The organism is Kribbella sp. NPDC051952 (assembly GCF_040680855.1).
GTDB lineage: Bacteria > Actinomycetota > Actinomycetes > Propionibacteriales > Kribbellaceae > Kribbella.
In genome coordinates, this window is the sequence record NZ_JBFAXQ010000004.1 from 397013 (window position 1) to 420298 (window position 23286).

The window sequence follows — 23286 nt, forward strand, 5'->3', positions numbered from 1 at the left end:
TGGCAGCCGACTTTCGGACTGGTCGACGCGTTACGATCCGCGAATGGGTTCGGGACCTTCGCCGATCGTTCGCAAGCACGAGCACGCGGTCTTCTCCAACGAGTACGGCGACCTGTTCAACGACGAGGTCGAGGCTCCGTCGGGGCGGATCGGCAACTACCTGCGCTGGCGATGGGCCAGCGCCGGCGTGGTGATCGCGGCCCGGAGCTCCAGGGGCACACTCTTCATCTCGACCCACCGGTACTCCCCGAACCTGTCCGCACTCGAGCTCCCCAGAGGCGGGCGCGGCGTACACGAGACAGTCCAGCAGGCCGCGGCCCGGGAGCTTCTGGAGGAGTCCGGGTACGCCGCCGACGACCTGACGGAATGCGGGACGATCTACCCCGAGACCGGGCTGATCGAGAACGCGGTCACCGTCGTACGCGCGTACGTCGAGGACCCGGATCGAGCCGATGTGCGTCCCGCGGCCGACGCGATGGAGTCCGTGGAGCATGCGGTCTGGCTCAGCGATGACGATGTACTGCGGCGAATCGCCGATGGATCGATCCAGTGCGCCATCAGCATCTCGGCGTACACGATCGCCTCACTGACGAGAGATGGGAAGCACGATCCGCTTCACGATCCCCTCCGCTGAGCGGTCGGAGTTGATCCTCAGCTCACGTCTGCGGTTGTCGGCGGCGCGCTCCCGGGCCCGGTCGTCGGTGATCTCCTGCTTGACCGAGGCACCGAACGTCACCAGCTGGGCGAGCAGTGACAGCGAGGACGGGATGCCACCCGTGAAGACGTCGATCCCGAGGCAGGTGAGCGTGATGGCCGCAGTGTTCCGGGCGGACTTCCACAGGCGCAGTTTCGCGGGCCGATCCCGCAACTCCGCCAGCGCCTCGGCATCCCGGCCGACGGCGAAGTCCAGTGCGGATGCCTCGAGACGTTCGACGAGCTCGACCAGCCCCGCCTGGAACTTGGCCACGTCCGGCTCGAGCCCGACCTCGATCCGGCCGAGCTGCGCCTTGACCTCCCGGCTCGCCTGAAGCTGCGCAGCCTCGCGGACCGCGGCGACCGGCAACTTTGCCAGGGCCTCGGGTCGCAGGATCCAGCACGGCAGCTCGCGGACCTGCGACTGCTCGAGCTGATCATCCAGCGACAGGTAGGTGAACGGGCTGCACCGACTGGTCGACGAGTCCGCCATCGGAGTCTGCAAGGCGGACGGCAAACTCAGGCTGTACTCGATCCCGACCAGCTGGTCGACCACGGCAGCCGTGCGTTCGTCGTACGACGTCAAGTGCTGCCGCAGATCGTGATACCTCAACTGCTCCCGCGACGCCACCCAATCGCGCGCAGCCCGGAGATCCCCACTCGCGTCCTCGGCCAGCGCCTCGTCCAGACGGCGTACGGCGTTGCTCTTGAACTGCTCGGCGACATCGTCTTCGTCCCATTCCCACAAGTGCGGAGTGGCGACGCTGTCGAGGAAGCGGGCGTACTCACGCGGCGGTACGCCGTGCACCCGGCGCGCCTCGTGATCAGTCTGGATCTGCTCCAGCGTAAGGCCTGCACGCTTGGCGATGACCAGCTCTCCGCCGGCCAGCAAGGAGGCGACCTCACTGTCCTGAGCCGGTTCGCCGGTAGGCCCCGAGAGCAGCGAACGGAACACCGGATTGTTGAGAACCTGCGCGTCGCCGATGACGATCCGCGGCGTGAAGATCAGATGCAGCAGCAAGCTCGCCCGCAGATCCACGGCACGCTTCAACGACCCCGGATCATGCGGCTCCACCTGCGAGAAGTAAACCGCCCGCGCCGGTCCCTCAGCCACGCCCCCACCCCCACCAACCCAGCTCCACCCAGCGGCGCCTCACAATGCCAGACTTCCCCACCACGCGCCGCCAGACCGGGGTGTCGGCCCACCCCCTCATCGGCGAACCAGTCGATCCATCCATCGGCGCGACCCCATTCATGGCACGCTGCCAGGGTGATCGATGACTTCGCGAAGAGCTATCTGCACAACGACCTGCAGTGGATCCGCAAGGTGATGCTGTCGAAGCTCGACGGTCTGTCGGAGTACGACGTACGCCGTCCGCTGACCACCACCGGCACCAACCTCCTTGGCCTGGTCAAGCATCTCGCAGCCACCGAGGCGCGCTACTTCAGCGAGATCTTCGACCGCCCGTCACCCTGGCCGCTCCCGCGCTGGGACAGCGACGAGGCCTGGAGCAGCGACGCCATGTGGGCAGCCGAGCACGAGACCCGTACGGCGATCATCGACCGCTACCGGCTCGCCGGCGAGTTCACCGACGCGACCGTCAACGCGCTCCCGATCGATGCCCCCGGCCACGTCCCCTGGTGGCCGCGCCCCAACGTGAAACTCTTCAACATCATGGTCCACGTCCTCACCGAGACCAACCGCCACGCAGGCCACGCCGACATCCTCCGAGAACACCTGGACGGCACCGTAGGCGCCGGCCTGGACCCCAAACCCCTACACGGCCAACCCCCGGCCTACTGGACAACCCTCCGAGCCACCATCGAACAAGCCGCCCAATCGGCCTCAAAGCCCCATTGACCGGAATTCCGTTGCACTGCCACAGCCCCGCGACTTGACTACTGACCATGTCCCACCAGGCGCTGTGGAGTGAGGTACGGCCGCCGTCGACGGCCGACGTCAGCGCCGCCTTCGGTGTCGACGTCGGTGAGCTGCAGCGCCACCCGGGTGGGTTCGAAGCCGATGCATTCACCGACGGACGCTGGTTCGTGAAGCTGTGGCGGGAGCAGCCCGACAGCGACGCCGCACTGGCGCTCACCGCCGAGCTGGCAACTCGCGGTATCCCCGTTCCCGCTGCGCAGCAAGCGCTCGACGGCTCGTACACCTCCGAACACCTCGGCCGGCGCTACGCGCTCTTCCCGTACGTCGAAGGCCGCCAAGCAACGTGGGACGACATCGACGAGATGGCGCGGGCGATGCGCGCCGTACACGAGATCACCGACCTGGACCTGCCCCGTGCCCCAATCAACGAGTGGTGCATCGAGGCGCTGCGCGACCAGCACGGGCACCCATGGATCGCAGATCGCAGCGAAGAGATCCTGGCCAACGTCGACCGCCTGGAAGCAGTGATCGAGCAGGCCCGCGCAAGCGACGTACCGAACGTCGTCTGCCACCGCGACCTGTTCCCGCACAACGTCCTCATCGACCGCACCGGCAGTGTCACGGCCCTACTCGACTGGGGCCACACAACACTCGCCCCACGCGAACACGACCTCTTCACCGCTCTCTGCGGCCCCGACCCCGTCCGCTTCCTGACCGCCTACAAAGCCGAGGGCCTCAACTCCATCCACCTCGAATACGCCCGCCTGGCCCGCTCCCTCCGCGACCTGGCAGTCCGCGTCTGCAACCAGGTAGACCAGGACGGCATCAACACCTGGGGCATCGAAGGCCTCCGCCGAGTAGACGCAGACCTCGCCCAAGCCCGCCCCTTCTGCAACCCGTGAGCTGCCCAGCCTGCAGATGCATCAAACCGCCGACCACAGGAGGCGGACGCCCTACGGTCGTTGGCCGGCAGTCATTCCGCAGAGTGCAGTCGCGGGTGGCAGCGTTACGCGCGCCGCCGAAGGCGGCCAGAAGAACTGTCGCGCCGCAGGCGTGGCCTTTGCATGACGAAGGGCCGCGAGAACTTGTCTCGCGGCCCTTCGGTGGTGCTCAGGCGGGGCGGTTCGAGTCGGGGATGTCGTCGTTCTGGCCGTCCAGGCCGTCGAGGCCGTCCTTGGCCTTGTCGACCCCCTGGTCGATCTTGTCGCCGTACTTGCCGCCGGTCTTGTCGTCGACGAAGTCGCCGGCCTTGTCGAGACCGTCGCCGACCTTGTCACCGTGCGAGTCGACCAGGTCACCGGCCTTCTCTTTGAGGTCCTCGGCCTTGTCCTTGAACTTGTCGAAGATGCCCATCGCGGGGCTCCCGTTCTTGCGTAGTTGAGTGCTTACAGACAGCTAGCGGTGATCTTTGCACCTGCAACGCTGGAACTGTGGGATCTCCGCGAGCGCCATGCGGACGGGCTCAGACGTCGTCGCCCGACGGCTCAGACTCTACGTCACCGCCGCTGCCGTCTTCGCCCTCTTCGCCGTCGAACTCGACGTCGCCACCACTGAACTCGACGTCACCGCCGCTGCGCTTGAGCTCGACATCGCCCCCACTCAAAGAGTCGACATCACCCCTGGACTCGACGTCCCCACCGCTACGCGACTCGACATCGCCGCCACTGCGGGACTCGACATCGCCACCGCTGCGGGACTCCACGTCACCACCGCTGCGGGACTCGACATCGCCACCACTACGCGATTCGACGTCGCCACCGCTCTTGAACTCGACGTCACCGCCGCTCTTGGCCGCGTCGAGCTTGTCGGACTCTTCCTCGAACGAATTCGTCACAGCTTTCCTCCCGTAGACATGTTGCTAACGCAGCGTGTCTACACAACTTTCCGGGTCATCCACAAGGCCGGTCAGGCCCTCTTGGCGCAGTCTTGGCCGAACGGCTGCCAGACTGGAGCGATGGCCGAACCACTCGTCGTCGCGGTCGTCGGTCCCACCGCGGCCGGCAAGTCCGACCTGTCCGTTGCCCTGTGCAAGAGCCTGGGCGGCGAGGTGGTGAACGCGGACGCAATGCAGGTGTACCGCGGCATGGACATCGGTACGGCGAAGATCAGTACGGCGGAGCAGGACGGCGTACCGCATCACCTGCTCGACATCCTCGACGTCACCGAGACCGCGACCGTCGCCGAGTTCCAGCAACTCGCCCGCGCCGCGATCGACGACTGCGTCACCCGGACCGCGGTACCGGTCCTCGCCGGCGGATCCGCGCTGTACATCCGAGCGATCCTCGACGACTTCGTCTTCCCGGGCACCGACGCGACAGTCCGGGCCAGACTCGAAGCCGAGCTGCACGCCGAGGGCCCGGGTGCACTGCACGAGAAGCTCAAGGCCATAGACCCGAAAGCCGCCGAACAGATCCTGGCCAGCAACGGCCGCCGGATCGTCCGGGCGCTCGAGGTCATCGAGATCACCGGCGGTCCGTACGTCGCCACCCTGCCGGAACACCACTATGTCTATCCGGGCGCGGTGCAGCTCGGCCTCGACGTACCGCGACCGGAGCTGGACGAACGGATCGGGCGCCGGGTGGACCGGATGTTCGACGCGGATTTCGTGGACGAGGTGCGAGGTCTGCTGAACAAGGGTTTGATTGAGGGGAAGACAGCCAACCGGGCGCTCGGGTACTCGCAGGTGATCGCGTTGCTGAACGGTGAGATCGACGAGGTGGAGGCGCGGGAGCGGACCGCGCAGGCCACGCGCCGGTTCGCGCGCCGGCAGGACTCGTGGTTCCGTAAGGACCCAAGGATCAGTTGGCTGCCGTACGACGACCCCGATCTGCTGGAGAAGGCGCAAGAAGTGATAGCCCAAGGCAACCGCGGGGGGAGCGGTGACGTAGTCGGGGTGGAAAGAGGCCCGAGCAGTTCCACAGGGGCCGTCGATGCGAGGGGGTGACCGTGAGGCCGAGTTCCGCGAGTACCTGCTCGCGGACCGCACCCGACTGATGCGGACGGCGTTACTGCTGACCGCGGGTGATGTGCATACAGCCGAAGATCTGGTCCAGACCGCCTGCACCCGTGTGTACGTGCACTGGCACCGGATCAAGCACGAAGGTGCCGGACCGTACGCGCATCGCATCCTCGTGAACGCGTTCCTGGACGAGCGCCGCCGGGCCGGCCGCCACCCCGAGGTGGTGACCGCCGAAACGCTCGAACCGCGGCTGAGCGACGAGGTGGATCCGGCCGACACCCTGGCTGTGCGCGGGGCGTTGCTGGATCTCGCGCCCCGGCAGCGGGCTGTGCTCGTACTGCGTTACTTCCAGGATCTCGATGTTGCGTCCTGCGCGCGGATCCTGGACTGCACCGAGGGGACTGTGAAGAGCCAGACGGCGAAGGCGCTGAAGCGTCTGAAGGAACTGATGACCGAGGGAACGGATCGTACGACGGGGAGCAGTTGAGAACACCGTGGATGACGTGAAGAAACTGTTGGAGGGGTTCGCCGACCGGGCGGCCGGCGGGCTTCCGGAGGTCGACGTGGAAGCGGACGTCGCTCGGGGCCGGCGCGCGCTGCGCCGGATCAAGCGGCGGCGCCGGGTCACCGGCGTACTGTGCGTGGCCGCGGTCTCGGCTGCCGTCCTCGCGGTCGGCAATCAGGTGAAGTGGTGGGGGACAGGTAACACCGAGGTCGCCGGTGGCGGCACGGACAGCGACTCGACGTCGGCGCCCAGGACGCCGGCCTCGTCCTCACCGGCCCCGCCGAAGGCCGGCGAGACGATGTCGATGTTCGGCGCGTCCGTGATCGAGCTGGTGTCGAACAAGCAGCCCTGGACCACGATCAGCTGCAGCCTCGCGCCGAAGGGCTGGTCCGCGGAGACGCCGATGACGACCGGCCACGTCGTACTGTCGCAGCCCGAGATGCGGACCGCGGACACTGCCGCGAAGGTGGTGCTGCAGGCCGCTCCGCAGGCGAAGAGCCTGTCGGCGGTCCGGGTCACCGAAGGGGCCGGCAAGACCTTCCACATCGGCACGCTGAACGGCCGCCTCGCCGGGCAGGTGAAGCTCGCCGACCAATGGCTTCTGGTGGAGCTCCCGACCGGCACCGTCGACTGGTCCGACGACATCCTCCGCCGCTTCATGGACTCCTGCACGGTGAACTAGGCCCCGAGACACAGCAGCCGCGCGCAATTGGTACTGGCGCGAAGCCCGTCGGTGGGATAGCAAGGGGGATGTCCCTGTCGCCGACGCCCCGCGGGAGAACTGGTGAAGAAGCTCGTCGCTTCGCTGTCTGCAGGTGCCCTTGTTCTGGCCGGTCTGAGTACGAGCGCAGCCGCGAGCCCACCGAAACCACCGGTCAAGAACCCGACCGCGATCGGGTTCGGGGGAGCGGTCTCCTCGGTCGATGCTGATGCGACGAACGCCGGTCTCGGCGTCCTGCGGCGCGGCGGCAACGCGGTCGACGCGGCCGTCGCAACCGCGGCCGCTCTCGGCGTGACCGAGCCGTACTCGGCGGGTATCGGCGGAGGCGGGTACTTCGTCTACTACAACGCCAAGAAGCACAAGGTCTACACGATCGACGGTCGCGAGACCGCACCCGCGACGATGCCGTCGGACGCGTTCATCGACCCGGCGACCGGCAAGCCGTACAACTTCACTCCCGAGCTCGTCACGTCCGGTGTCTCGGTGGGTATCCCGGGCACGCTCGCGACCTGGGACTCGGCCCTGCGCCAATGGGGTTCGCTCTCGCTGGGCAAGGCGCTTGCACCGGCCGCCGACCTCGCCGATCGCGGGTTCGTGGTCGACACGACGTTCAACCTGCAGACGCAGGAGAACAAGGCGCGCTTCTCGGCGATCGTGCCGACCGCGAAGCTGTACCTGCCCGGTGGTGACGCGCCGAAGGTCGGCTCGGTCTTCAAGAACCCTGAGCTCGCCGACACCTATCGGCTGCTCGGCAAGAAGGGGCTCTCGACCTTCTACGGCGGCGAGCTCGGCAACGAGATCGCGGCGGTCGTGAAGAACCCACCGAAGACCGCGACCACCACGCTGCCGGTGATGCCGGGCTACCTAACCACCCGCGACCTGAAGGCCTACAAGCCGTTGGACCGCGTCCCGACGAAGGTTCAGTACGACGGCCTGGACGTCTACGGAATGGCTCCGTCGTCATCCGGCGGCACCACCGTCGGCGAGGCGCTCAACATCCTTCAGCCACAGCACGTCAAGCGGCTGAGCACGCCGGACTACCTGCACAACTACCTCGAGGCATCCGCGCTGGCGTTCGCGGACAGAGCGGCGTACGTCGGTGATCCCGCGTTCGTGAACGTGCCGACCAAGGAGCTCACCTCCCGTGGATTCGGTGCCGAGCGGTCGTGCCAGATCGACCCGGACAAGGCGGCCGTGAAGCCGGTGCCGGCCGGATCGCCGGACGGCAAGTACCAGCGGTGCGCGAAGGGTGCCGCGACGACGCAACGACCGGACACCGAGGGTCTGTCGACCACGCACCTGGTCGCGGCGGACAAGTGGGGCAACGTGGTCTCGTACACGTTGACCATCGAGCAGACCGGTGGCAGTGGCATCACCGTTCCCGACCGCGGCTTCATCCTGAACAACGAGCTGACCGACTTCTCCGCGGTCTACGACCCCGCCGACCCGAACCGGATCCAGCCGGGGAAGCGGCCGCGGTCGTCGATCTCGCCGACGATCGTGCTGCGGGGTGGCAAGCCGTACCTCGCGCTCGGTTCGCCGGGTGGCTCGACCATCATCACGACCGTCCTGCAGACGCTGACGAACCGGCTCGACCGCGGCATGACCTTGCCCGAGGCGATCGCCGCACCGCGGGCGTCGCAGCGCAACACCGCGTCCGTGACGGCCGAGCAGTCCTTCATCGACAAGTACGGCGCCGCGCTGTCGCCGTACGGCCACACCTTCACGCCGGCCGGCGCTCCGGGCACCTCGGCGGCCGAGATCGGTGCGCTCGAGGGGCTCGAGTTCCTTCCTGGCGGCGCGATCCTTGCCGCTGCGGAACCAACCCGCCGCGGCGGCGGATCAGCCGGAACGGTCAGACAGCTCTGGCCGTAGTCACAGTGATTTGATGATCGCGGCGACCAGGTCGGCTCGTTCGGCCAGGGTCGCCGCGATTATCTGTTCGTGGACGGCGTGAGCGCCTTTACCGACAGGGCCGAGGCCGTCGAGGGTCGGTACGCCGAGCCAGCCCGTCAGGTTGGTGTCGGCGGCCCCAGACGCCGCGGCGCCGCCGATCTCCTGACCGACGGACTTCGCGGCCGCAACAACCTTCTGCAGGAGCTCATCCGTTCCCGATGACGGCTCCCAAGCCGGTCGACTCGACATCACTCGCACCGACAGCTCAGCCCCCTCACGTACCGGCCCGAGACCGGTCACCGCATCAAGCACCTCACGCTCGGTCTGTGGGTCGACGAAGCGGAACCCGATGTCCGCCGCCGCAGACCCCGGTACGACGTTCGTCCGGCCGCCGCCCGTGATCGTGCCGACGTTGCACAACACGCTGTCGTACCTGGCGACCAAGGCACGGACGAGGATCAACTGGTCGACGAGTTCGTCGATCGCCGAGACTCCGCTCTCCGGGTCGAGAGCCGCGTGGGCTTCGCGACCGGTGACCTCGATCCGGACCCGCGTGCTGCCCCAGCGAGACGTCTTGAGGTCGCCGTTCGGATGCGGTGGTTCGAATCCGAACGCGGCGAACACACCGGCCGACTCAGCGGTGACGAGCTCACGGGCCGACGGCGAACCGATCTCTTCATCTGCGACCACGACGATGCGCACCGGCCGATGATCTACGTCGCGGACTTGCGCGAGCGCGGTCTCCAGGACGACGAGTCCGCCCTTCATGTCGAACACGCCGGGACCGTGGATCACCCCGTCGTCCGAACGCCAGGTCAGCTGCCCGACCGGCCACACCGTGTCGTGGTGGGCCAGGAACAGCAGGGGCGCCTCGTCCCGGCCGGGGAAGTCGGCGACCACGTGATCACCGGTTGGTGCGGGCTCGCGTCTCGCGGTTCCGCCGAGTTCGCCGTACCGTGCGAGGAGCCGGTCGGCGAAGGAGTTCAGGGCGTCGACGTCGCCGGTCGGTGTCTCGTGCTCGACGTACTCGCGCAAGCGGTCGATCATGATAGTCAACGTATCATCATCCGATCACCGGTTGACTAGCTCAAGATCAAGGGGATGTACTCAGGATATGAATCGTATCCCCGAGCCGGCCAGTGAGCAGTTCAGGGCCGTCTCGCTGACCACGCCGGCCCGGTACGCCGAGGCCGCCGTGCTGTACCGCGAGGTGTTCGACTACCAGGACCCCGACTACGCGCTGAACCCGCGACTGCTCGGCGCCTTGACGAGCAACGGCGGCTCGGTCGTCGGCGTACTGGATGAGGACGATCGGCTGGTTGCCTTCGCCTACGGGTTCTGCGGCACCGATCGGCGCGGGTACTACCACTACTCGCAGTCGGCCGTGGTCGCCGCCAACCGGCAGGGCCAAGGGCTTGGGCGGATGCTCAAGTACGCCCAGCGCGATGTTGCCCTCAGCCACGGAATGACCCGGATGCGCTGGACCTACGATCCGCTCCAGACTCGCAACGCGCACTTCAACCTCGACGTCCTCGGCGCTCGCGGCCGCTGGTACGCCCCGGACATGTACGGCCCCGGCATCGACCGCGTGATCGTCGAGTGGGACCTGGCCCGGGCGCCGACTCCGCGCCAAGAGGTCGCCGAGATCGAGGTGTCCGACCAGATCCGAAGTGGCTTCATGAAGTTGCTCGACAACGGCCTCGCTGCGGTGTCCTGCCGCCAGTTGCAAGACGGGACCGCGGTCTACTACTTCGGCCCGGTGGACGATGCCTGACGATCCGCGCAACCGCGAGCTCACCAGCCCGCACGAGCGGTACGACGCCCGTCTGCAACGGCGATCGTCGACGGTGCTGCAACGGCGTGTGGTCGAGCAGGAGCGTGCCTCGATCGAGGAAGCGCTCGACGAGATCCTCACCGACGGTGCGATCGCCGAGGCCGCGGCCCGGATCGTGGCCGCCCGCCGGCGCTTCATCATCGGCTCGGCGAAGTCCTTCTCGTACGCATCCCTGCTGGCCTTCGACCTCGGTGCCGGCCTGTCCCAGGTCACGCTGATCGACGGCACCGTCGTGCGCGGCATCGACGTACTGGCCGACGTCCGTTCGAACGATCTGATGGTCGCGTTCTCGTTCCGTCGCTATCGCCGCGACACGGTCGAGATCGCGCGCCGGTTCGTCGAGGCCGGCGGTGAACTCGTCGCCGTGACGGACTTCGAGGACGCACCGCTGGCCAAGCTCGCCGCCCAAAGCATCTACGTCGCCACCGGGAGTGCGTCGTACGTCGATTCTCCGACCGTCGTCGCGTCCGTCTTGCACGTGCTGGCGACGCTGACCACGGCGAGTGCGAAGGGTGCCCGCCGGCGGCTCGGCGAACGGGATCGGTTGAACACGGAGCTGGGACTGTATGTCAACTGAAGTAAAGATCACCGCGGCTCGGATGCACCGGGTTCGGATGCCGTTGGTGCACGAGTTCCAGACCAGTTCGCACCGCAAGAAGTTCCTCGACCACATCCTGGTTGAGCTCGAGGATGCGTGCGGGGCAGTCGGCTGGGGCGAGATCGCTTCGCCGTCGGATCCGTACTACGCGCCCGAGACCGTCGAGACCTGCTGGAACATCGCCGAGCGCTACCTCCTCCCGGCCGTCATCGGCCAGGGGTGGGATCGGCCCGAGCAGGTGTCGCAGCTCTGGGCCAAGGTGCGCGGCAACCAGTTCGCCAAAGCGGGCGTGGATGTTGCCGCCTGGGTGCTGTGGTCAACGATCCAAGGCGTTTCACTCGCAGATGCACTCGGCGGGACGCGGACCGAGGTGACGGCCGGCGTCTCGCTGGGGATCGAGCCGACGATCGACGATCTGCTGGCCGAGGTCGAGCGTCAGACTGCGGCCGGTTATCCGCGGGTCAAGCTGAAGATCGCGCCGGGCTGGGACGTCGAACCGGTGCGCGCCGTGCGATCGGCGTACCCGGATCTCGATCTTCATGTCGATGCCAACGGCATCTATACCGAGGACGATGCGCTGCGTGCGCTGGACGAGTTCGGACTGACGATGATCGAGCAGCCGTTCGCGCCGCGCGATCTGCTGGCGCACGCACGGTTGCAGCAGGCGATCTCGACCCCGATCTGCCTGGACGAGAGCATCGAGACGGTGGCCGACCTGGACACCGCCGTGTCGCTCGGAGCGCTAGAAGTACTGAATATCAAGGTGTCGCGGATGGGCGGCCTGACCGCGGCACGGGCGGCCCACGATCGGGCCCAGCAGGTGGGGATCCCGGTCTGGTGCGGCGGTATGCACGAGTTCGGCATCGGCCGGGCCGTCAACGTCGCCGTCTCCAGCCTCCCCGGGTTCACCCTCCCATCGGACGTGTCCGCCTCGGAGAAGTACTACGCCCGGGACATCGTCGAACCCGCCGTCGTCGCCGTCGAAGGCGTCGTCCAGGTGCCCGAGGCAACTGGCCTGGGGCATAAGGTCGACATCGAGCTGATCGCGGCGAACACCGTGGCCACCCTGTCCCTCTGACCAGACCAGGTGGGGTTTCATGACCATCGCACTGACCGGTGGCCACGTCGTGGACGGGACCGGCGCAGCACCGATCGCCGCGACCGTGCTGATCGACGGCGAGCTGATCGTCGCTGTACTGCCACCCGGCGACGCGCCCTCCGGTGCCGAGGTAATCGATGCCACGGGCAACATTGTGGCACCCGGATTCATCGATCTTCACTCACACGCGGATTTCAGTCTTCAATCAACTCCCGATGCATCGACGCAGCTCCACCAGGGCGTCACCACACTGGTCGCCGGGAACTGCGGCTGGTCACCGTTCCCGATCACCGACCTGGAGGCCTTACGTGCCGGTACGGCGTTCCTGGGGTCGCGGCACGACTGGTCCTGGCGGGATCTGACCGGCTTCGCTTCAACGTTGGAACCAGCGGTCAACCTTGCACTGCAGGTCGGACACTGCACGCTCCGGCTGGCCGTGATGGGCAGTGCGGAGCGGGCGCCGTCATCGGACGAGCTCCGGCAGATGCAGGACCTGCTCCGCATCGCCGCCGATCAGGGTGCCGTCGGCTTCTCGACCGGCTTGATCTATGCACCGGGTGCCTACGCAGAGGCGGAGGAGGTCGCCGCACTGGTGGCGACGGCGGCCGAGTGCGGTCTGCTCTACTCGACCCACATCCGCAACGAAGGCGCCGGCCTGCTCACCGCGCTGGACGAGGCGATGGCTGCAGCCCGAGCCGGCGGCGCGCGGCTGGAGGTGTCCCACCTCAAGGCGGTTGGTGCACCGAACTACGGCCTGGTCACCGCAGCACTCGAACGCCTCGACCAAGCCCGCGCCGACGGCCTCGACGTCACCTGGGACGTCTACCCCTACACGGCCTCCAGTACGACGCTCACCGCCCGACTGCCCATCTGGGCGCTTGCCGGCGGCACCCTCCTCGACCGCCTCGCGGATCCCACCGAACGCCGCCGGATCGCCGAGGCGCTGCGGTCGGACACGCTCCTCAACCCCGACGCCGTCGTGATCGCATCCCTACCGCCGGGCCGCTACGAGGACTGCCGCGGCTTGAGCCTCGCAGCCATCGCCGAGCGCGACGATGTGGACGCCGCCGAAGCCGTCCTCCGGGTGCTCGAACACCATCAGGGCGCGGTCAGCATCATCAACCACGCGATGAGCGAGGACGACGTCACGACCGTGCTGCAGCACCCGTGTACGAGCGTCGCGAGCGACGGCTGGATCCTCGACGCCGCCGGAGACGGTCATCCGCACCCGCGCAACTTCGGCACGTTCCCCCGGGTCGTCGGTCGGTACACGCGGGAGCTCGGCGTACTCACGCTTCCCGAGGCGATCCGCCGGATGACGTCGCTGCCCGCATCCCGGCTGGGCTTCACGGATCGCGGGGTGATCAAACCCGGTGCGGTCGCGGATCTCGTCGTACTGGATCCGGATCGGATCGCGGACAAGTCGACGTACGACGATCCTTGGCAGTTGTCGGTGGGCGTCGAGCACCTGCTGGTCGCTGGTCAGCCTGTGCTGGCGGACGGCATTCCGACCGGTCGTCGGCCGGGGCGGGTGCTTACTTGAAGCGCTTGGGTTCGCTCGGCAACGGGGGAGGCGCCGCGACCGAGTCGTCCGCGGTTGGCTCGAGCCAGCCGCCGTGCTGCTCGATCAGGTCTTCGTCGGCCTCGCGCAGTACGACGACCCACGGGTGGTCCTCGTCGTCGTCCTCACCGTGGAAACGCCCGCGCCTGACCTCACCGTCGAGCGCCGAAGCGACCGCCTCGGCGTCCTCCTGCTCCCAGAAGTAGGCGATCAGCACCGTACGATCTCCCTTATGAGTACGACGTTTCCCTGGCTGAAGGGACATGGTACGGAGAACGACTTCGTGATCCTGCCTGATCCCGATGGTTCGCTGCACGGAGAGTTGGACGCGGAGCTGGTCCGGTTCCTCTGCGACCGCCACGCCGGCCTTGGCGCGGACGGTGTGCTGCGGGTGATCGAGGGAGACAAGCAGTCGTACGTCGAGGACGGCGGCGACTGGTTCATGGATTACCGGAATGCGGACGGTTCGATCGCGGAGATGTGCGGAAACGGCGTCCGCGTCTTCGTGCGCTATCTGACCGAGGCCGGGCTGACCGGCGGCAAGCCGGTCCGGGTGGGTTCGCGGGCCGGTGTGAAGGACGTCGTACTGAACGATGACGGCACGCTGACCGTGGACATGGGCGAGCCCACGCTGCCTGCAGCGGCCGGGATCGTGGTGGAGGCGAACGGGCACCAGTGGCCCGCTGTTCACGTGGACATGGGCAACCCGCACGCGGTCGCGTTCGTCGACGACCTCCGCGAGCCCGGAAACCTCTGCGATCAGCCCGGATGGTCGCCCCAGGAGGCGTTTCCCGAGGGCGTGAACCTCGAATTCGTCGTACGGCGAGGTCCGCACGACGTCCAGATGCGGGTCCACGAGCGTGGATCGGGGGAGACGCGCTCCTGCGGGACCGGGACATGTGCGGTGACCGTGGCAGCGGCGCGGGCGGCCCGGGACGAGCTTCCGGTGACGTATCGGGTCGGCGTACCCGGTGGTGAGGTCAGCGTGACGTGGCGTGCGGACAACCATGTGGAGCTGACCGGACCGGCCGTCATTCACGCCCGTGGCGAGTTCGATCGGGCCTGGCTGACTGCCTGAACGGGAATTCAGCTATCACGTGGGGCGTTGACTAGGTTAATCGGGTCGCTTGTACTGGTGGCCCGTGCCACGATGGAAGGTATATGACGACCCATTCGAACTTTCACGACGACGAGACCACCGACGTCGAACTCGACCTGTTGCAGGGCGATGACTCCGGCGATTCGTTGACGGGTCACGACGGCAGAGACTACGAGCAAGAACTGAGCACCGAGGGCCTGGAGCTCGAGGAGCGCCAGGCACTGCGCCGCATCGTCGGCATGTCCACCGAGCTGACCGACATCAGCGAGGTCGAGTACCGCAAGCTGCTGCTGGAGCGCGTGCTCCTGGTCGGCGTGTGGACCGAAGGCAGTGCCGAGGACGCCGAGAACTCGCTGGCCGAGCTGAAGCTGCTCGCCGAGACCGCCGGTTCCGAGGTCCTGGACGGCGTGATCCAGCGGCGGAAGAAGCCGGACCCGGCGACCTTCATCGGTTCCGGCAAGGTGTCCGACCTGCGCAACCTGGTCGCGTCGCTCGGCGCGGACACGGTGATCGCCGACGGTGAGCTGGCTCCTGCGCAACTGCGCAACCTGGAGGACAAGCTCAAGGTCAAGGTGGTCGACCGGACCGCGCTGATCCTGGACATCTTCGCGCAGCACGCGAAGAGCAAGGAAGGCAAGGCCCAGGTCGAACTGGCCCAGCTGCAGTACATGAAGCAGCGCCTGCGTGGTTGGGGTGGAAACCTGTCCCGCCAGGCCGGTGGACGCGTCGGTGCGGCCGGTGGCGGTATCGGTGGCCGTGGTCCCGGTGAAACCAAGATCGAGACCGACCGGCGCCGGATCAACACCAAGATCTCCAAGCTCCGCCGTGAGCTGAAGGAGCTGAAGGGCACCCGTTCGACGATGCGCCAGGAGCGGCGTCGGCACGCGATCCCCTCGGTCGCGATCGCGGGCTACACCAACGCCGGCAAGTCCTCGCTGCTGAACAAGATCACCGGCGCCGGGGTACTGGTCGAGAACGCGCTGTTCGCGACCCTCGACCCGACCACCCGGCGTACGACGACCTCCGACGGGCGCGTGTACACGTTCACCGACACGGTCGGTTTCGTCCGGCACCTGCCGCACGACATCGTCGAGGCGTTCCGCTCGACGCTGGAGGAGGTCGCGGACGCGGATCTGCTGCTGCACGTGGTCGACGGTTCGCACCCCGACCCGCTGGCGCAGATCCAGGCGGTCCGTGAGGTGCTCGGCGAGATCGGCGCGACGGACGTCCCGGAGATCATCGTGATCAACAAGGGCGACCTGGCCGACCCGATGGCGCTGGCCCCGATCCTGCACCGCGAGCCGCGGGCGATCATCGTCTCGGCCCGTACCGGCGAGGGCATCGACAAACTGAAGACCCTGGTCGAGGCGTCGCTGCCCCAGCCGGACGTAGCGATCGACCTGCTCCTGCCGTACGAGCGCGGCGACCTGGTCTCCCGGATCCACTCCGAGGGTTCCGTGGACCAGCTGGAGCACACAGCCGACGGCACCCGGGTCACCGGCCGCGTCAACCGCGACCTCGCCGGCGACCTGACGCCGTACGTGGTCACCACGGCCTAGTCAGCGGACAAAGAAACAGCCCCCGAGGATTTCCTCGGGGGCTGATTTCTTGTGGTGCTACTTGCGCTTCGAGACCTGGACCTTCATGGTCGTGCCGTTCTTCGAGACGACCTTGATGTTGACGCCGTTGTTCGGCACCTTCACGCTGTTCTGCGGCTGCTCCGCGAACCAGTACGTCTTGCTGTCGTTGAAGGTGGGGACGGCGTTCTGGCCACGGATGTAGTTGGCCTGACCGTTCACGTGCAACGTGAACGAGTCAGCCTTCTCCAGGCCGAACGGGGCGTCGTACCCGGCGACGCGCGGCCGCCAGATCTGACCGTCGAGCCGGTTGATCGGAACCGGGTGGCTGTCGACCGGCAGCACCAGACCCTCACCGGGGTGCTCGTTGGTGTTGTTGTCCTCCTGGGAGGTGTCCCAGTAGTTGATCAACAGGCCGTCCTGGTACGGGAAGTGCTCGACCTTGTCCGGCAGCGTGCTCGCCCAACCGAAGTTGTACGGGCCGGTCTGCAGGTACTTGTCGTGGTCGATGTAGTTGATGTTCGACGCCAGGTAGTAGTTGTCGTGCTGGCTGGTGAACGACGCGCCGACCGCGCTGTACCCGTTCAGCGTCCAGCCGTCGGGCGTGGTCTCGGCACCCGAGGTGAACACCGTGGTCGCACCCGAGGTCACCTTGACGTCGTCGGCGAAGAAGCCCTTGCCGCCCGCCGCCGGGTCGGTGACGTAGCGGAACTGCAGGCCGATCGTCTTACCGGCGTACGCCGACAGGTCGAACGTGGCCGGCTTCCAGCCACCGCTGGCACCGTCGATGCCGTTGCCCTCGGCAGCCTTCGTGATGTTGCCGGGGATCGGCTTGTAGCCGGTGCCGTCGTTGACATCGACGTACGCGTAGTCACAGGCCGTCGTGCCGCAGTCCTCGATGTCCCAGTTGGCCTGGAAGGTGAGGCCGGCGGGCTGACCGGCCGGCAGGGTGACCTGACGGTTCATCGTGTGCGTGAAGGCGTTGCCCTGGCCGCTCCACCACGACTTCGCCCCGACAGCGGGTGGAACGAGCTCGTGCGTCACGGACTTCTTGGGCAGCGTGACCACCAGGGCCTGGGCGTTCTTCGAGTTGTACTCGTGCGGGCCGAGGTTGAGGGTCCGGTTCTGGCCGGCCGCGACGATCTCGTAGTCCAGCCAACCCAGCTGCAGCTTGTCCCAGGCACCGAAGTCGGCCGCCTGCTCGCCGATACCGCCGTCACTGGGCTTGCCGACCCGGCTCTGCGCCATGATCGTCCACCAGTTCACGCCGTTCTCGACCGGTGCGCCGGAGGTGTCGTACTCGTCCGGCAGACCGAGGTCGTGACCGTACTCGTGCGCGAAGACGCTGATGCCGCCGTTCTCGGGCTGGATCGTGTAGTCGCCGACCCACATGCCGGTGTCGCCGATCTGCGCGCCCGCGGCCGGGTTGTTCACCGGGCCGCCGGGGAAGCCGACCGACCAGCGGTGCGACCAGATCGCGTCCTCGCCCTGTTGCGGGTCGCCGTCGGCCTGGTCGCCACCAGCGTGCACGATCTGGAAGTGGTCGATGTAGCCGTCCGGCTCGTTGAAGTTGCCGTCACCGTCGAAGTCGTAGCGGTCCCACTGGTCGAACGACTTCAGGTCCGCCTTGATCTGGGCGTCGGTCCGGCCGGCTGCCTTCTGGTCGGTGACCCACTGGTTCACCGCGTCCTGGATCAGGTACCAGGTGTTGTCGCAGACGTTGCTCGCACACGGGTACCCGTTCGACCGGCCGTAGCGGGCCTCGTTGTACTTGACCTTGACCCAGTCGGTCACCATGCCGTCGACGCTGTACCGGCCCGACGACTGCTTCTCGTAGTACTTCTTGACCGAGTTGCCGGTGCCGAAGTAGAGGTCCTGGTAGTGCTTGCGGTCGTAGTTCGGCTGCCAGACGGTCGAGTTGTCGACCGAGCGGTCCGGCTCCGGGATCTTGTTGTTCAGCGGCCCCTCGAAGGTGGCCGGACCGGGGATGGTGGCGTTCTGGTCCTTGTCCGGGTAGTCCGGGTGCCGCTCGTTGCCGAACTCCGCGAGGACGACGAAGATCTTGTCGGTCTTCTCGCGGGCGAGCTCGACGTACTGGTCGACCCGGCCCTTCGCGTTCTTCTGGCCCTTCGCGCCAACCTGCTTGCTGCCGATGTTGACGACAGTGCTGGCTCCGCGCTGCTCGACCTTCGCCGTGCCGTTGAGCACCTTGGTCAGGGCTTCCTGGCGCAGCTCGCGGCGCTTGTCTTCGAGCGGGCTGGACAGTTCGTCCGGCGCCGGCGCCGCCTCCGTTGCGATCGGGGCCGCGCCCTGCCGGGGCGGTGTGGCGGCGTTGCTGGCCGTGGCCCATCCGAGCCCGGCCGTTGCCGCCAGTGCCAGGCTGAACAGCCCGGCGGGTAGCTTGCGCACGATTCCCCTCCATGCTTGGTCGATGCCCGCCGCGCCATGACGGTTTTGGTGACGCGGCGTGTTCAATGCTCCCCCGAGCGTGTTTTGCGCGAGAGTACGGGGAAAATCGGCAGAGCTGAAGTAGAACCGGGAAATTGTGGGAAACGTGCGGGGAATCCTGCGCCATCCGGGGAAATACTCAACTACCCGGGTACGACGCCTCAGTCACGGCAGCCCTCGTGGTTGGCAGACTGTCGGCGTGGAGCGAGCTCAGACCGTGGACCTGTTGCAGCCGTTGTGGCGTGCGCTGGTCGTGTTTCGCGTCATCACCTGGGCGTTCGCCTGCTTCGGCGTCTGGACCCGGTGGGACGGGATCGCCAGTCGACCCGGGGCGCTCCTCCAGCTCGCGGTGATGGCCGTCTGGACCGTGATCTCCTCGATCGGCTACAGCCGACGCTGGGGGCGACGCAACACCCGGCTCGCGTTCGCCGACCTGATCGTCACTGTCGGTTGCATGTACGCCACGCTATGGGCGCAGCCGCTCCTGGACATCCGTGGCGGCGCATCTGTGCTGACCTCGGTCTGGGCGGCCGGTCCAGTGCTTGCGCTGGCGATCTCCCGCGGTCGAGACGGTGGTCTGCTCGGCGCAGCGACGATCAGTCTGGCGCTGCTCTCGCTGCGCGGTGTCGACAATGCGGCAAAGATCCTCAGCAACGTCCAGCTGTTGCTGGTCGCGGGCCTCGTCGTTGGGTACGCCGCCTCGACGATGCGTCAAGCGGGCGTCCGCCTGCGCGAGGCGATCGCCACCGAAAGCGCGACAGCTGAACGACTCCGGCTCAGCCGGAGCATCCACGACGGCGTGCTGCAGGTGCTGGCCCAGGTGCAACGCCGGGGTACGGCGATCGGCGGCGAGGCAGTCGAACTGGCTGAGCTGGCCGCCGAGCAGGAGGTTGCCCTCCGCACGTTGATGTCGGCCCGGCCGACCGTTGCCGAGGGCGACCGGCTGGATCTCTGCGGTCTGTTGTTGCCGTTGGCCACCACGCGCGTGGATGTCGTGGTCCCGGCCGGACAAGTGTTGTTGCCGGCGGCCACCTCGACCGAGGTAGTTGCCGCCGTCAAGGAAGCGCTGAGCAACGTGGTCAAGCATGCCGGCGCCGAGGCGCGGTCCTGGGTGGCGGTCGAGGACCTGGGCGACGAGGTGGTCGTCTCGATCCGCGACGATGGAATCGGTACGACGCCGGCCCGGCTCGAGCAGGCCCGCGTCGACGGGCACCTGGGCGTGAGTCAGTCGATCCGCGGCCGGATCGTCGACCTGGGTGGCACCGTCACCGTCCGCACCGCAGTAGGCGAAGGAACCGAGTGGGAGTTGAAGGTGGCGGTCCGATGACACGAGTCATGATTGTCGACGATCATCCGATGTGGCGCGAGGGCGTCGCCCGGGATCTGGGTAGCCGTGGGTATGACGTCTGCGCGACGGCGTCGGACGTTGCCAGCGCGGTGAAGATCGCGCTCGCGACCCGCCCGGACGTGGTGGTGATGGATCTGCAACTGGGCGACGGTTCGGGTGTCGACGCGACGCGTGAGATCACGACGGCTCTGCCGGATACGCGCGTACTGGTGTTGTCGGCCAGCGCTGAGCAGGACGACGTACTGGCTGCGGTCAAGAACGGGGCTTCGGGGTATCTGGTGAAGTCGGCGTCGTTGGATGAGTTCGACGACGCGGTACGGCGTACTGCTGAAGGGGACGCGATCTTCAGCGCTGGGCTGGCTGGGCTGTTGCTGGGGGAGTACCGGCGGCTTGGGGCGGCTGGGCCGGAGGTACCGCATTTGACCGATCGGGAGACCGAGGTTCTTCGGCTGGTCGCGCGCGGCCTGACCGCCCGCCAGATCGCCACCCGACTGGTGCTGTCCCACCGAACTGTCGAGAACCACGTCCAGAACACGTTGCGGAAGCTGCAACTACACAACCGGGCCGAGCTGGTCCGGTATGCGATCGAACACGGACTGGACGCTCCCGAGTAGGTCCTATCGCGACGCAGTCGCTTGTGCGATTGTTCGTCGTACCGCTTGAATGGCCTCCATACACTGTGCGCTCACGCTCGCGTGAACGCTCTCTGTTACGACACCCGTACGGCGGGTGCCCAGCTCCGGAGGCTGTTGTGAACCGGTCGTCCCTCATCCGTGCACTGCTCGCGTTCGCGATCCTGGCGGCGTCGACGTACGTCGTGCTGACGGCCAAGCCGCAGCTCGGCCTGGACCTGCGCGGCGGGACGCAGATCGTGCTGGAGGCCAAGGACTCGCCGACGGTCAAGGCGACCAAGGAGACGACCGACAAGGCCACCCAGGTGCTGCACCGGCGGATCGACGCCCTCGGCGTCAGCGAGCCGAACGTGACGCGCCAGGGGGACAACCGGATCATCGTCGAGCTGCCCGGTGTCCAGGACCCGCGCGAGGCGGCGAAGGTGATCGGGAAGACCGCGCAGCTCACCTTCCACGAGGTGCTGGAGCAGGTCGCGGAGAAGCCGGCCAAGCCCGCCGCGGGCGACCTGTACCTGCCGAGCGAGAGCGGTCAGGGGTTCTTGAAGCTGGCCAAGCCGGCGATGACGGGCGAACTGGTCAGCGGCGCGCAGGGCCGGATCGATCCGCAGCAGATCGCGCAGGGCTGGTTCGTCGAGATGAACTTCAAAGGCGACGGCGGCAAGATCTGGGCGAACATCACCGGCAAGGCCGCCTGCAACCCGGTCAACACCGCGCCGCGGCTGATCGCGATCGTGCTCGACAACGAGATCATCAGCTCGCCGCAGGTCGATCCGAACGGCGGCAACCAGCTCTGCAACGTCGGCATCGGCGGCGGTACGACGACAATCTCCGGCAGCTTCACCGAGCCTGAGGCCAAGGACCTGGCCGCGCTGATCTCCGGTGGCGCACTGCCGCTGCCGGTCGAGGTGATCGACCAGCGCACCGTCGGCCCGTCGCTGGGTCAGGACGCGATCGAGGCCAGCGCATTGGCGGCGATCATCGGGCTGGCGCTCACCGCGTTGTTCATCGTGATCGTCTACCGCCTGGTCGGCCTGATGGCCGTCCTCGGTCTGATCGGGTACGCCGGTATGTCGTACGCGGCCCTGACCGCACTCGGAGCGACGCTCACCTTGCCCGGCCTGGCCGGCTTCGTGCTGGCGATCGGTATGGCGGTGGATGCGAACGTCCTCGTCTTCGAACGCGCTCGCGAGGACTACATCGCCGGCCGCACCGACGGACTCCGTCGCTCCCTACGCAGCGGCTTCCAGAACGCGCTGTCCGCGATCGCCGACTCGAACATCACCACGCTGCTCGCCGCCGGACTCCTGTTCTTCCTCGCCGCCGGTCCGGTCCGCGGGTTTGGTGTCACGCTGTCGATCGGTGTGCTCGCCTCCATGCTCTCCGCGCTGGTCGTGACGCGGGTGCTCGCGGAGTTCCTGGTTTCCCGAGGCTTCGTACTGCGTCGCCCGGGACTGAGCGGGATTGCAGGGCATGGCCGGGTTCGGACCTGGCTGGAGGCGAAGCGTCCTGCGTTGATGCAGCACAGCCGCCGGTGGTTGATGATCACCGTGGTGGCGATCGTGATCGCGATCGCGGGTGTTGCGGTGCGCGGGTTGAATCTCGGCATCGAGTTCACCGGTGGGCGCTTGCTCGAAGTGAGTACGGCGCAGCCGATCACGCCCGACCAGGCCCGGGCCGCCGTGGCCGAGGCCGGGTATCCGAGCGCGGTGGTGCAGGCGTCCGGGACCGATGACATCACCGTGCGGACCGGGACGATCAGCGACGACGAGGCCGAGAAGATCCGCGAGTCGATCTCCCGGATCGGCGGTGGCACCGAGCTCGTCCGCAACGAGAGCATCGGCCCTTCGCTGGGTGAGGAACTGCGGAACAAGGGCCTGATCGCGCTCGGCATCGCTCTACTCGCGCAGTTGCTGTATCTGGCTGTGCGCTTCCGATGGACGTATGGAGCGGGCGCCGTACTCGCGCTGCTGCAAAACGTTGCTGTGGTCGTCGGTGTGTTCGCGTGGACCGGGAAGCCGATCGACGGCATCTTCCTGGCCGCGATCCTGACGATCATCGGCTACACGGTGAACGACTCCGTGGTCGTGTTCGACCGCATCCGCGAGACCCGCAACGCCCGCTCGACCGGGAACCTCGGCCCGATCATCGACACGGCGATCGTCAACGTGCTCCCACGCACGATCAACACCGGTATCTCCACCCTCTTCATCCTCGCCGCCCTGCTCTTCCTCGGGGGCGACTCCCTGGCCGACTTCGCCCTCGCGCTGCTGTTGGGCATCCTCGTCGGCACCTACTCCTCCAACCTCACCGCTGCACCCCTCCTCCTTGAGCTGGAACGCCGCTACCCCGCCCCACCACCCCGCCCCAAGCGCACCCAGGTCGACCGGGATGCCCAACCAGACCGCGGCGCGGTCGTCTAACACCCGGAGTTATC

At 67.3% G+C, this 23286-nt stretch carries 22 protein-coding genes; 16 read left to right on the forward strand and 6 right to left on the reverse strand.

The features are described 5' to 3' along the window. Positions 1–43: 43 nt before the first annotated feature. Positions 44–634 (forward strand): NUDIX hydrolase, encoded by a 591-nt coding sequence (locus AB0L70_RS11270; RefSeq protein ID WP_363682576.1) that lies wholly within the window; start codon positions 44–46, stop codon positions 632–634. Here AB0L70_RS11270 and AB0L70_RS11275 read toward each other — a convergent pair. Then, positions 584–1807: a hypothetical protein gene (locus AB0L70_RS11275; protein WP_363682578.1), complete on the reverse strand. Its 1224-nt coding sequence runs from the start codon at positions 1805–1807 to the stop codon at positions 584–586. The genes AB0L70_RS11270 and AB0L70_RS11275 overlap by 51 nt on opposite strands. Before the next feature lie 156 nt (positions 1808–1963). Between AB0L70_RS11275 and AB0L70_RS11280 the strand changes: the two genes are divergently transcribed. Both AB0L70_RS11280 and AB0L70_RS11285 read left to right on the forward strand, forming a co-directional pair. Further along, a complete protein-coding gene (locus tag AB0L70_RS11280; protein WP_363682580.1) occupies positions 1964–2554 on the forward strand; it encodes a DinB family protein in 591 nt (196 codons plus the stop codon). A gap of 47 nt (positions 2555–2601) precedes the next feature. Further along, positions 2602–3477, forward strand: coding sequence for an aminoglycoside phosphotransferase family protein (locus AB0L70_RS11285; protein WP_363682582.1), 876 nt, complete (start codon positions 2602–2604; stop codon positions 3475–3477). Positions 3478–3685: 208 nt separating this feature from the next. On the opposite strand, the gene AB0L70_RS11290 is transcribed toward AB0L70_RS11285, so the two are convergent. Then, positions 3686–3928, reverse strand: coding sequence for an antitoxin (locus AB0L70_RS11290; RefSeq protein ID WP_363682584.1), 243 nt, complete (start codon positions 3926–3928; stop codon positions 3686–3688). A gap of 109 nt (positions 3929–4037) precedes the next feature. After that, the gene (locus AB0L70_RS11295) at positions 4038–4409 is read right to left on the reverse strand and encodes a hypothetical protein (RefSeq protein WP_363682586.1); all 372 of its coding nucleotides are present in this window, start codon (positions 4407–4409) and stop codon (positions 4038–4040) included. Positions 4410–4529: 120 nt separating this feature from the next. Here AB0L70_RS11295 and miaA point away from each other — a divergent pair, with 120 nt between their 5' ends. The 4 genes from miaA to ggt all read left to right on the forward strand — a co-directional run bounded on the left by miaA (position 4530) and on the right by ggt (position 8635). Next, positions 4530–5519: a tRNA (adenosine(37)-N6)-dimethylallyltransferase MiaA gene (gene miaA / locus AB0L70_RS11300; protein ID WP_363682588.1), complete on the forward strand. Its 990-nt coding sequence runs from the start codon at positions 4530–4532 to the stop codon at positions 5517–5519. Next, entirely contained in the window at positions 5506–6021 is a 516-nt protein-coding gene (locus AB0L70_RS11305; RefSeq protein ID WP_363682590.1) for a SigE family RNA polymerase sigma factor, read from the forward strand. Before miaA ends, AB0L70_RS11305 begins: the two co-directional genes overlap by 14 nt. Before the next feature lie 16 nt (positions 6022–6037). Beyond that, positions 6038–6721: a hypothetical protein gene (locus tag AB0L70_RS11310; protein ID WP_363682592.1), complete on the forward strand. Its 684-nt coding sequence runs from the start codon at positions 6038–6040 to the stop codon at positions 6719–6721. A gap of 102 nt (positions 6722–6823) precedes the next feature. After that, the gene (gene ggt, locus AB0L70_RS11315; RefSeq protein WP_363682594.1) at positions 6824–8635 is read left to right on the forward strand and encodes a gamma-glutamyltransferase; all 1812 of its coding nucleotides are present in this window, start codon (positions 6824–6826) and stop codon (positions 8633–8635) included. Here the strand turns inward: ggt and AB0L70_RS11320 are convergent, their stop codons facing one another. Beyond that, the gene (locus tag AB0L70_RS11320; protein WP_363682596.1) at positions 8636–9703 is read right to left on the reverse strand and encodes a M20/M25/M40 family metallo-hydrolase; all 1068 of its coding nucleotides are present in this window, start codon (positions 9701–9703) and stop codon (positions 8636–8638) included. Positions 9704–9770: 67 nt separating this feature from the next. On the opposite strand from AB0L70_RS11320, the gene AB0L70_RS11325 reads away from it, so the two are divergent. Genes AB0L70_RS11325 through AB0L70_RS11340 form a run of 4 tightly spaced genes read left to right on the forward strand, consistent with a single transcriptional unit; the run spans position 9771 to position 13730 of the window. Then, a complete protein-coding gene (locus AB0L70_RS11325; protein WP_363682598.1) occupies positions 9771–10430 on the forward strand; it encodes a GNAT family N-acetyltransferase in 660 nt (219 codons plus the stop codon). Then, positions 10423–11067, forward strand: coding sequence for an SIS domain-containing protein (locus AB0L70_RS11330; protein WP_363682600.1), 645 nt, complete (start codon positions 10423–10425; stop codon positions 11065–11067). Before AB0L70_RS11325 ends, AB0L70_RS11330 begins: the two co-directional genes overlap by 8 nt. Next, positions 11057–12166, forward strand: a complete 1110-nt coding sequence (gene menC, locus AB0L70_RS11335; protein WP_363682602.1) for an o-succinylbenzoate synthase — start codon at positions 11057–11059, stop codon at positions 12164–12166. The genes AB0L70_RS11330 and menC overlap by 11 nt, the downstream gene beginning before the upstream one ends. Before the next feature lie 19 nt (positions 12167–12185). Beyond that, positions 12186–13730 (forward strand): D-aminoacylase, encoded by a 1545-nt coding sequence (locus AB0L70_RS11340; RefSeq protein WP_363682604.1) that lies wholly within the window; start codon positions 12186–12188, stop codon positions 13728–13730. Here AB0L70_RS11340 and AB0L70_RS11345 read toward each other — a convergent pair. Beyond that, positions 13723–13965 (reverse strand): hypothetical protein, encoded by a 243-nt coding sequence (locus AB0L70_RS11345; protein WP_363682606.1) that lies wholly within the window; start codon positions 13963–13965, stop codon positions 13723–13725. The genes AB0L70_RS11340 and AB0L70_RS11345 overlap by 8 nt on opposite strands. A gap of 15 nt (positions 13966–13980) precedes the next feature. Here AB0L70_RS11345 and dapF point away from each other — a divergent pair, with 15 nt between their 5' ends. Continuing rightward, positions 13981–14826, forward strand: coding sequence for a diaminopimelate epimerase (gene dapF / locus AB0L70_RS11350; protein ID WP_363682608.1), 846 nt, complete (start codon positions 13981–13983; stop codon positions 14824–14826). 83 nt (positions 14827–14909) lie between these two features. Further along, positions 14910–16406: a GTPase HflX gene (gene hflX / locus AB0L70_RS11355; protein ID WP_363682610.1), complete on the forward strand. Its 1497-nt coding sequence runs from the start codon at positions 14910–14912 to the stop codon at positions 16404–16406. Positions 16407–16463: 57 nt separating this feature from the next. On the opposite strand, the gene AB0L70_RS11360 is transcribed toward hflX, so the two are convergent. Further along, the gene (locus AB0L70_RS11360) at positions 16464–18833 is read right to left on the reverse strand and encodes an immune inhibitor A domain-containing protein (protein WP_363682612.1); all 2370 of its coding nucleotides are present in this window, start codon (positions 18831–18833) and stop codon (positions 16464–16466) included. A gap of 238 nt (positions 18834–19071) precedes the next feature. Here AB0L70_RS11360 and AB0L70_RS11365 point away from each other — a divergent pair, with 238 nt between their 5' ends. The 3 genes from AB0L70_RS11365 (at position 19072) to secD (ending at position 23272) form a co-directional block, all read left to right on the forward strand. Continuing rightward, positions 19072–20199 (forward strand): DUF5931 domain-containing protein, encoded by a 1128-nt coding sequence (locus AB0L70_RS11365; protein ID WP_363682614.1) that lies wholly within the window; start codon positions 19072–19074, stop codon positions 20197–20199. Beyond that, a complete protein-coding gene (locus tag AB0L70_RS11370) occupies positions 20196–20834 on the forward strand; it encodes a response regulator transcription factor (protein WP_363682616.1) in 639 nt (212 codons plus the stop codon). Before AB0L70_RS11365 ends, AB0L70_RS11370 begins: the two co-directional genes overlap by 4 nt. A gap of 137 nt (positions 20835–20971) precedes the next feature. Further along, entirely contained in the window at positions 20972–23272 is a 2301-nt protein-coding gene (secD, locus tag AB0L70_RS11375; RefSeq protein ID WP_363682618.1) for a protein translocase subunit SecD, read from the forward strand. Positions 23273–23286 lie beyond the last annotated feature (14 nt).

Bases quoted from the DNA above. Each gene is read 5' to 3' on its own strand.
- AB0L70_RS11270 (WP_363682576.1), top strand. From the start codon at position 44: ATGGGTTCGGGACCTTCGCCGATCGTTCGCAAGCACGAGCACGCGGTC.
- AB0L70_RS11285 (WP_363682582.1), top strand. From the start codon at position 2,602: ATGTCCCACCAGGCGCTGTGGAGTGAGGTACGGCCGCCGTCGACGGCC.
- AB0L70_RS11290 (WP_363682584.1), bottom strand. From the start codon at position 3,928: ATGGGCATCTTCGACAAGTTCAAGGACAAGGCCGAGGACCTCAAAGAG.
- miaA (WP_363682588.1), top strand. From the start codon at position 4,530: ATGGCCGAACCACTCGTCGTCGCGGTCGTCGGTCCCACCGCGGCCGGC.
- AB0L70_RS11305 (WP_363682590.1), top strand. From the start codon at position 5,506: ATGCGAGGGGGTGACCGTGAGGCCGAGTTCCGCGAGTACCTGCTCGCG.
- AB0L70_RS11320 (WP_363682596.1), bottom strand. From the start codon at position 9,703: ATGATCGACCGCTTGCGCGAGTACGTCGAGCACGAGACACCGACCGGC.
- AB0L70_RS11325 (WP_363682598.1), top strand. From the start codon at position 9,771: ATGAATCGTATCCCCGAGCCGGCCAGTGAGCAGTTCAGGGCCGTCTCG.
- AB0L70_RS11330 (WP_363682600.1), top strand. From the start codon at position 10,423: ATGCCTGACGATCCGCGCAACCGCGAGCTCACCAGCCCGCACGAGCGG.
- menC (WP_363682602.1), top strand. From the start codon at position 11,057: ATGTCAACTGAAGTAAAGATCACCGCGGCTCGGATGCACCGGGTTCGG.
- AB0L70_RS11340 (WP_363682604.1), top strand. From the start codon at position 12,186: ATGACCATCGCACTGACCGGTGGCCACGTCGTGGACGGGACCGGCGCA.
- dapF (WP_363682608.1), top strand. From the start codon at position 13,981: ATGAGTACGACGTTTCCCTGGCTGAAGGGACATGGTACGGAGAACGAC.
- hflX (WP_363682610.1), top strand. From the start codon at position 14,910: ATGACGACCCATTCGAACTTTCACGACGACGAGACCACCGACGTCGAA.
- AB0L70_RS11370 (WP_363682616.1), top strand. From the start codon at position 20,196: ATGACACGAGTCATGATTGTCGACGATCATCCGATGTGGCGCGAGGGC.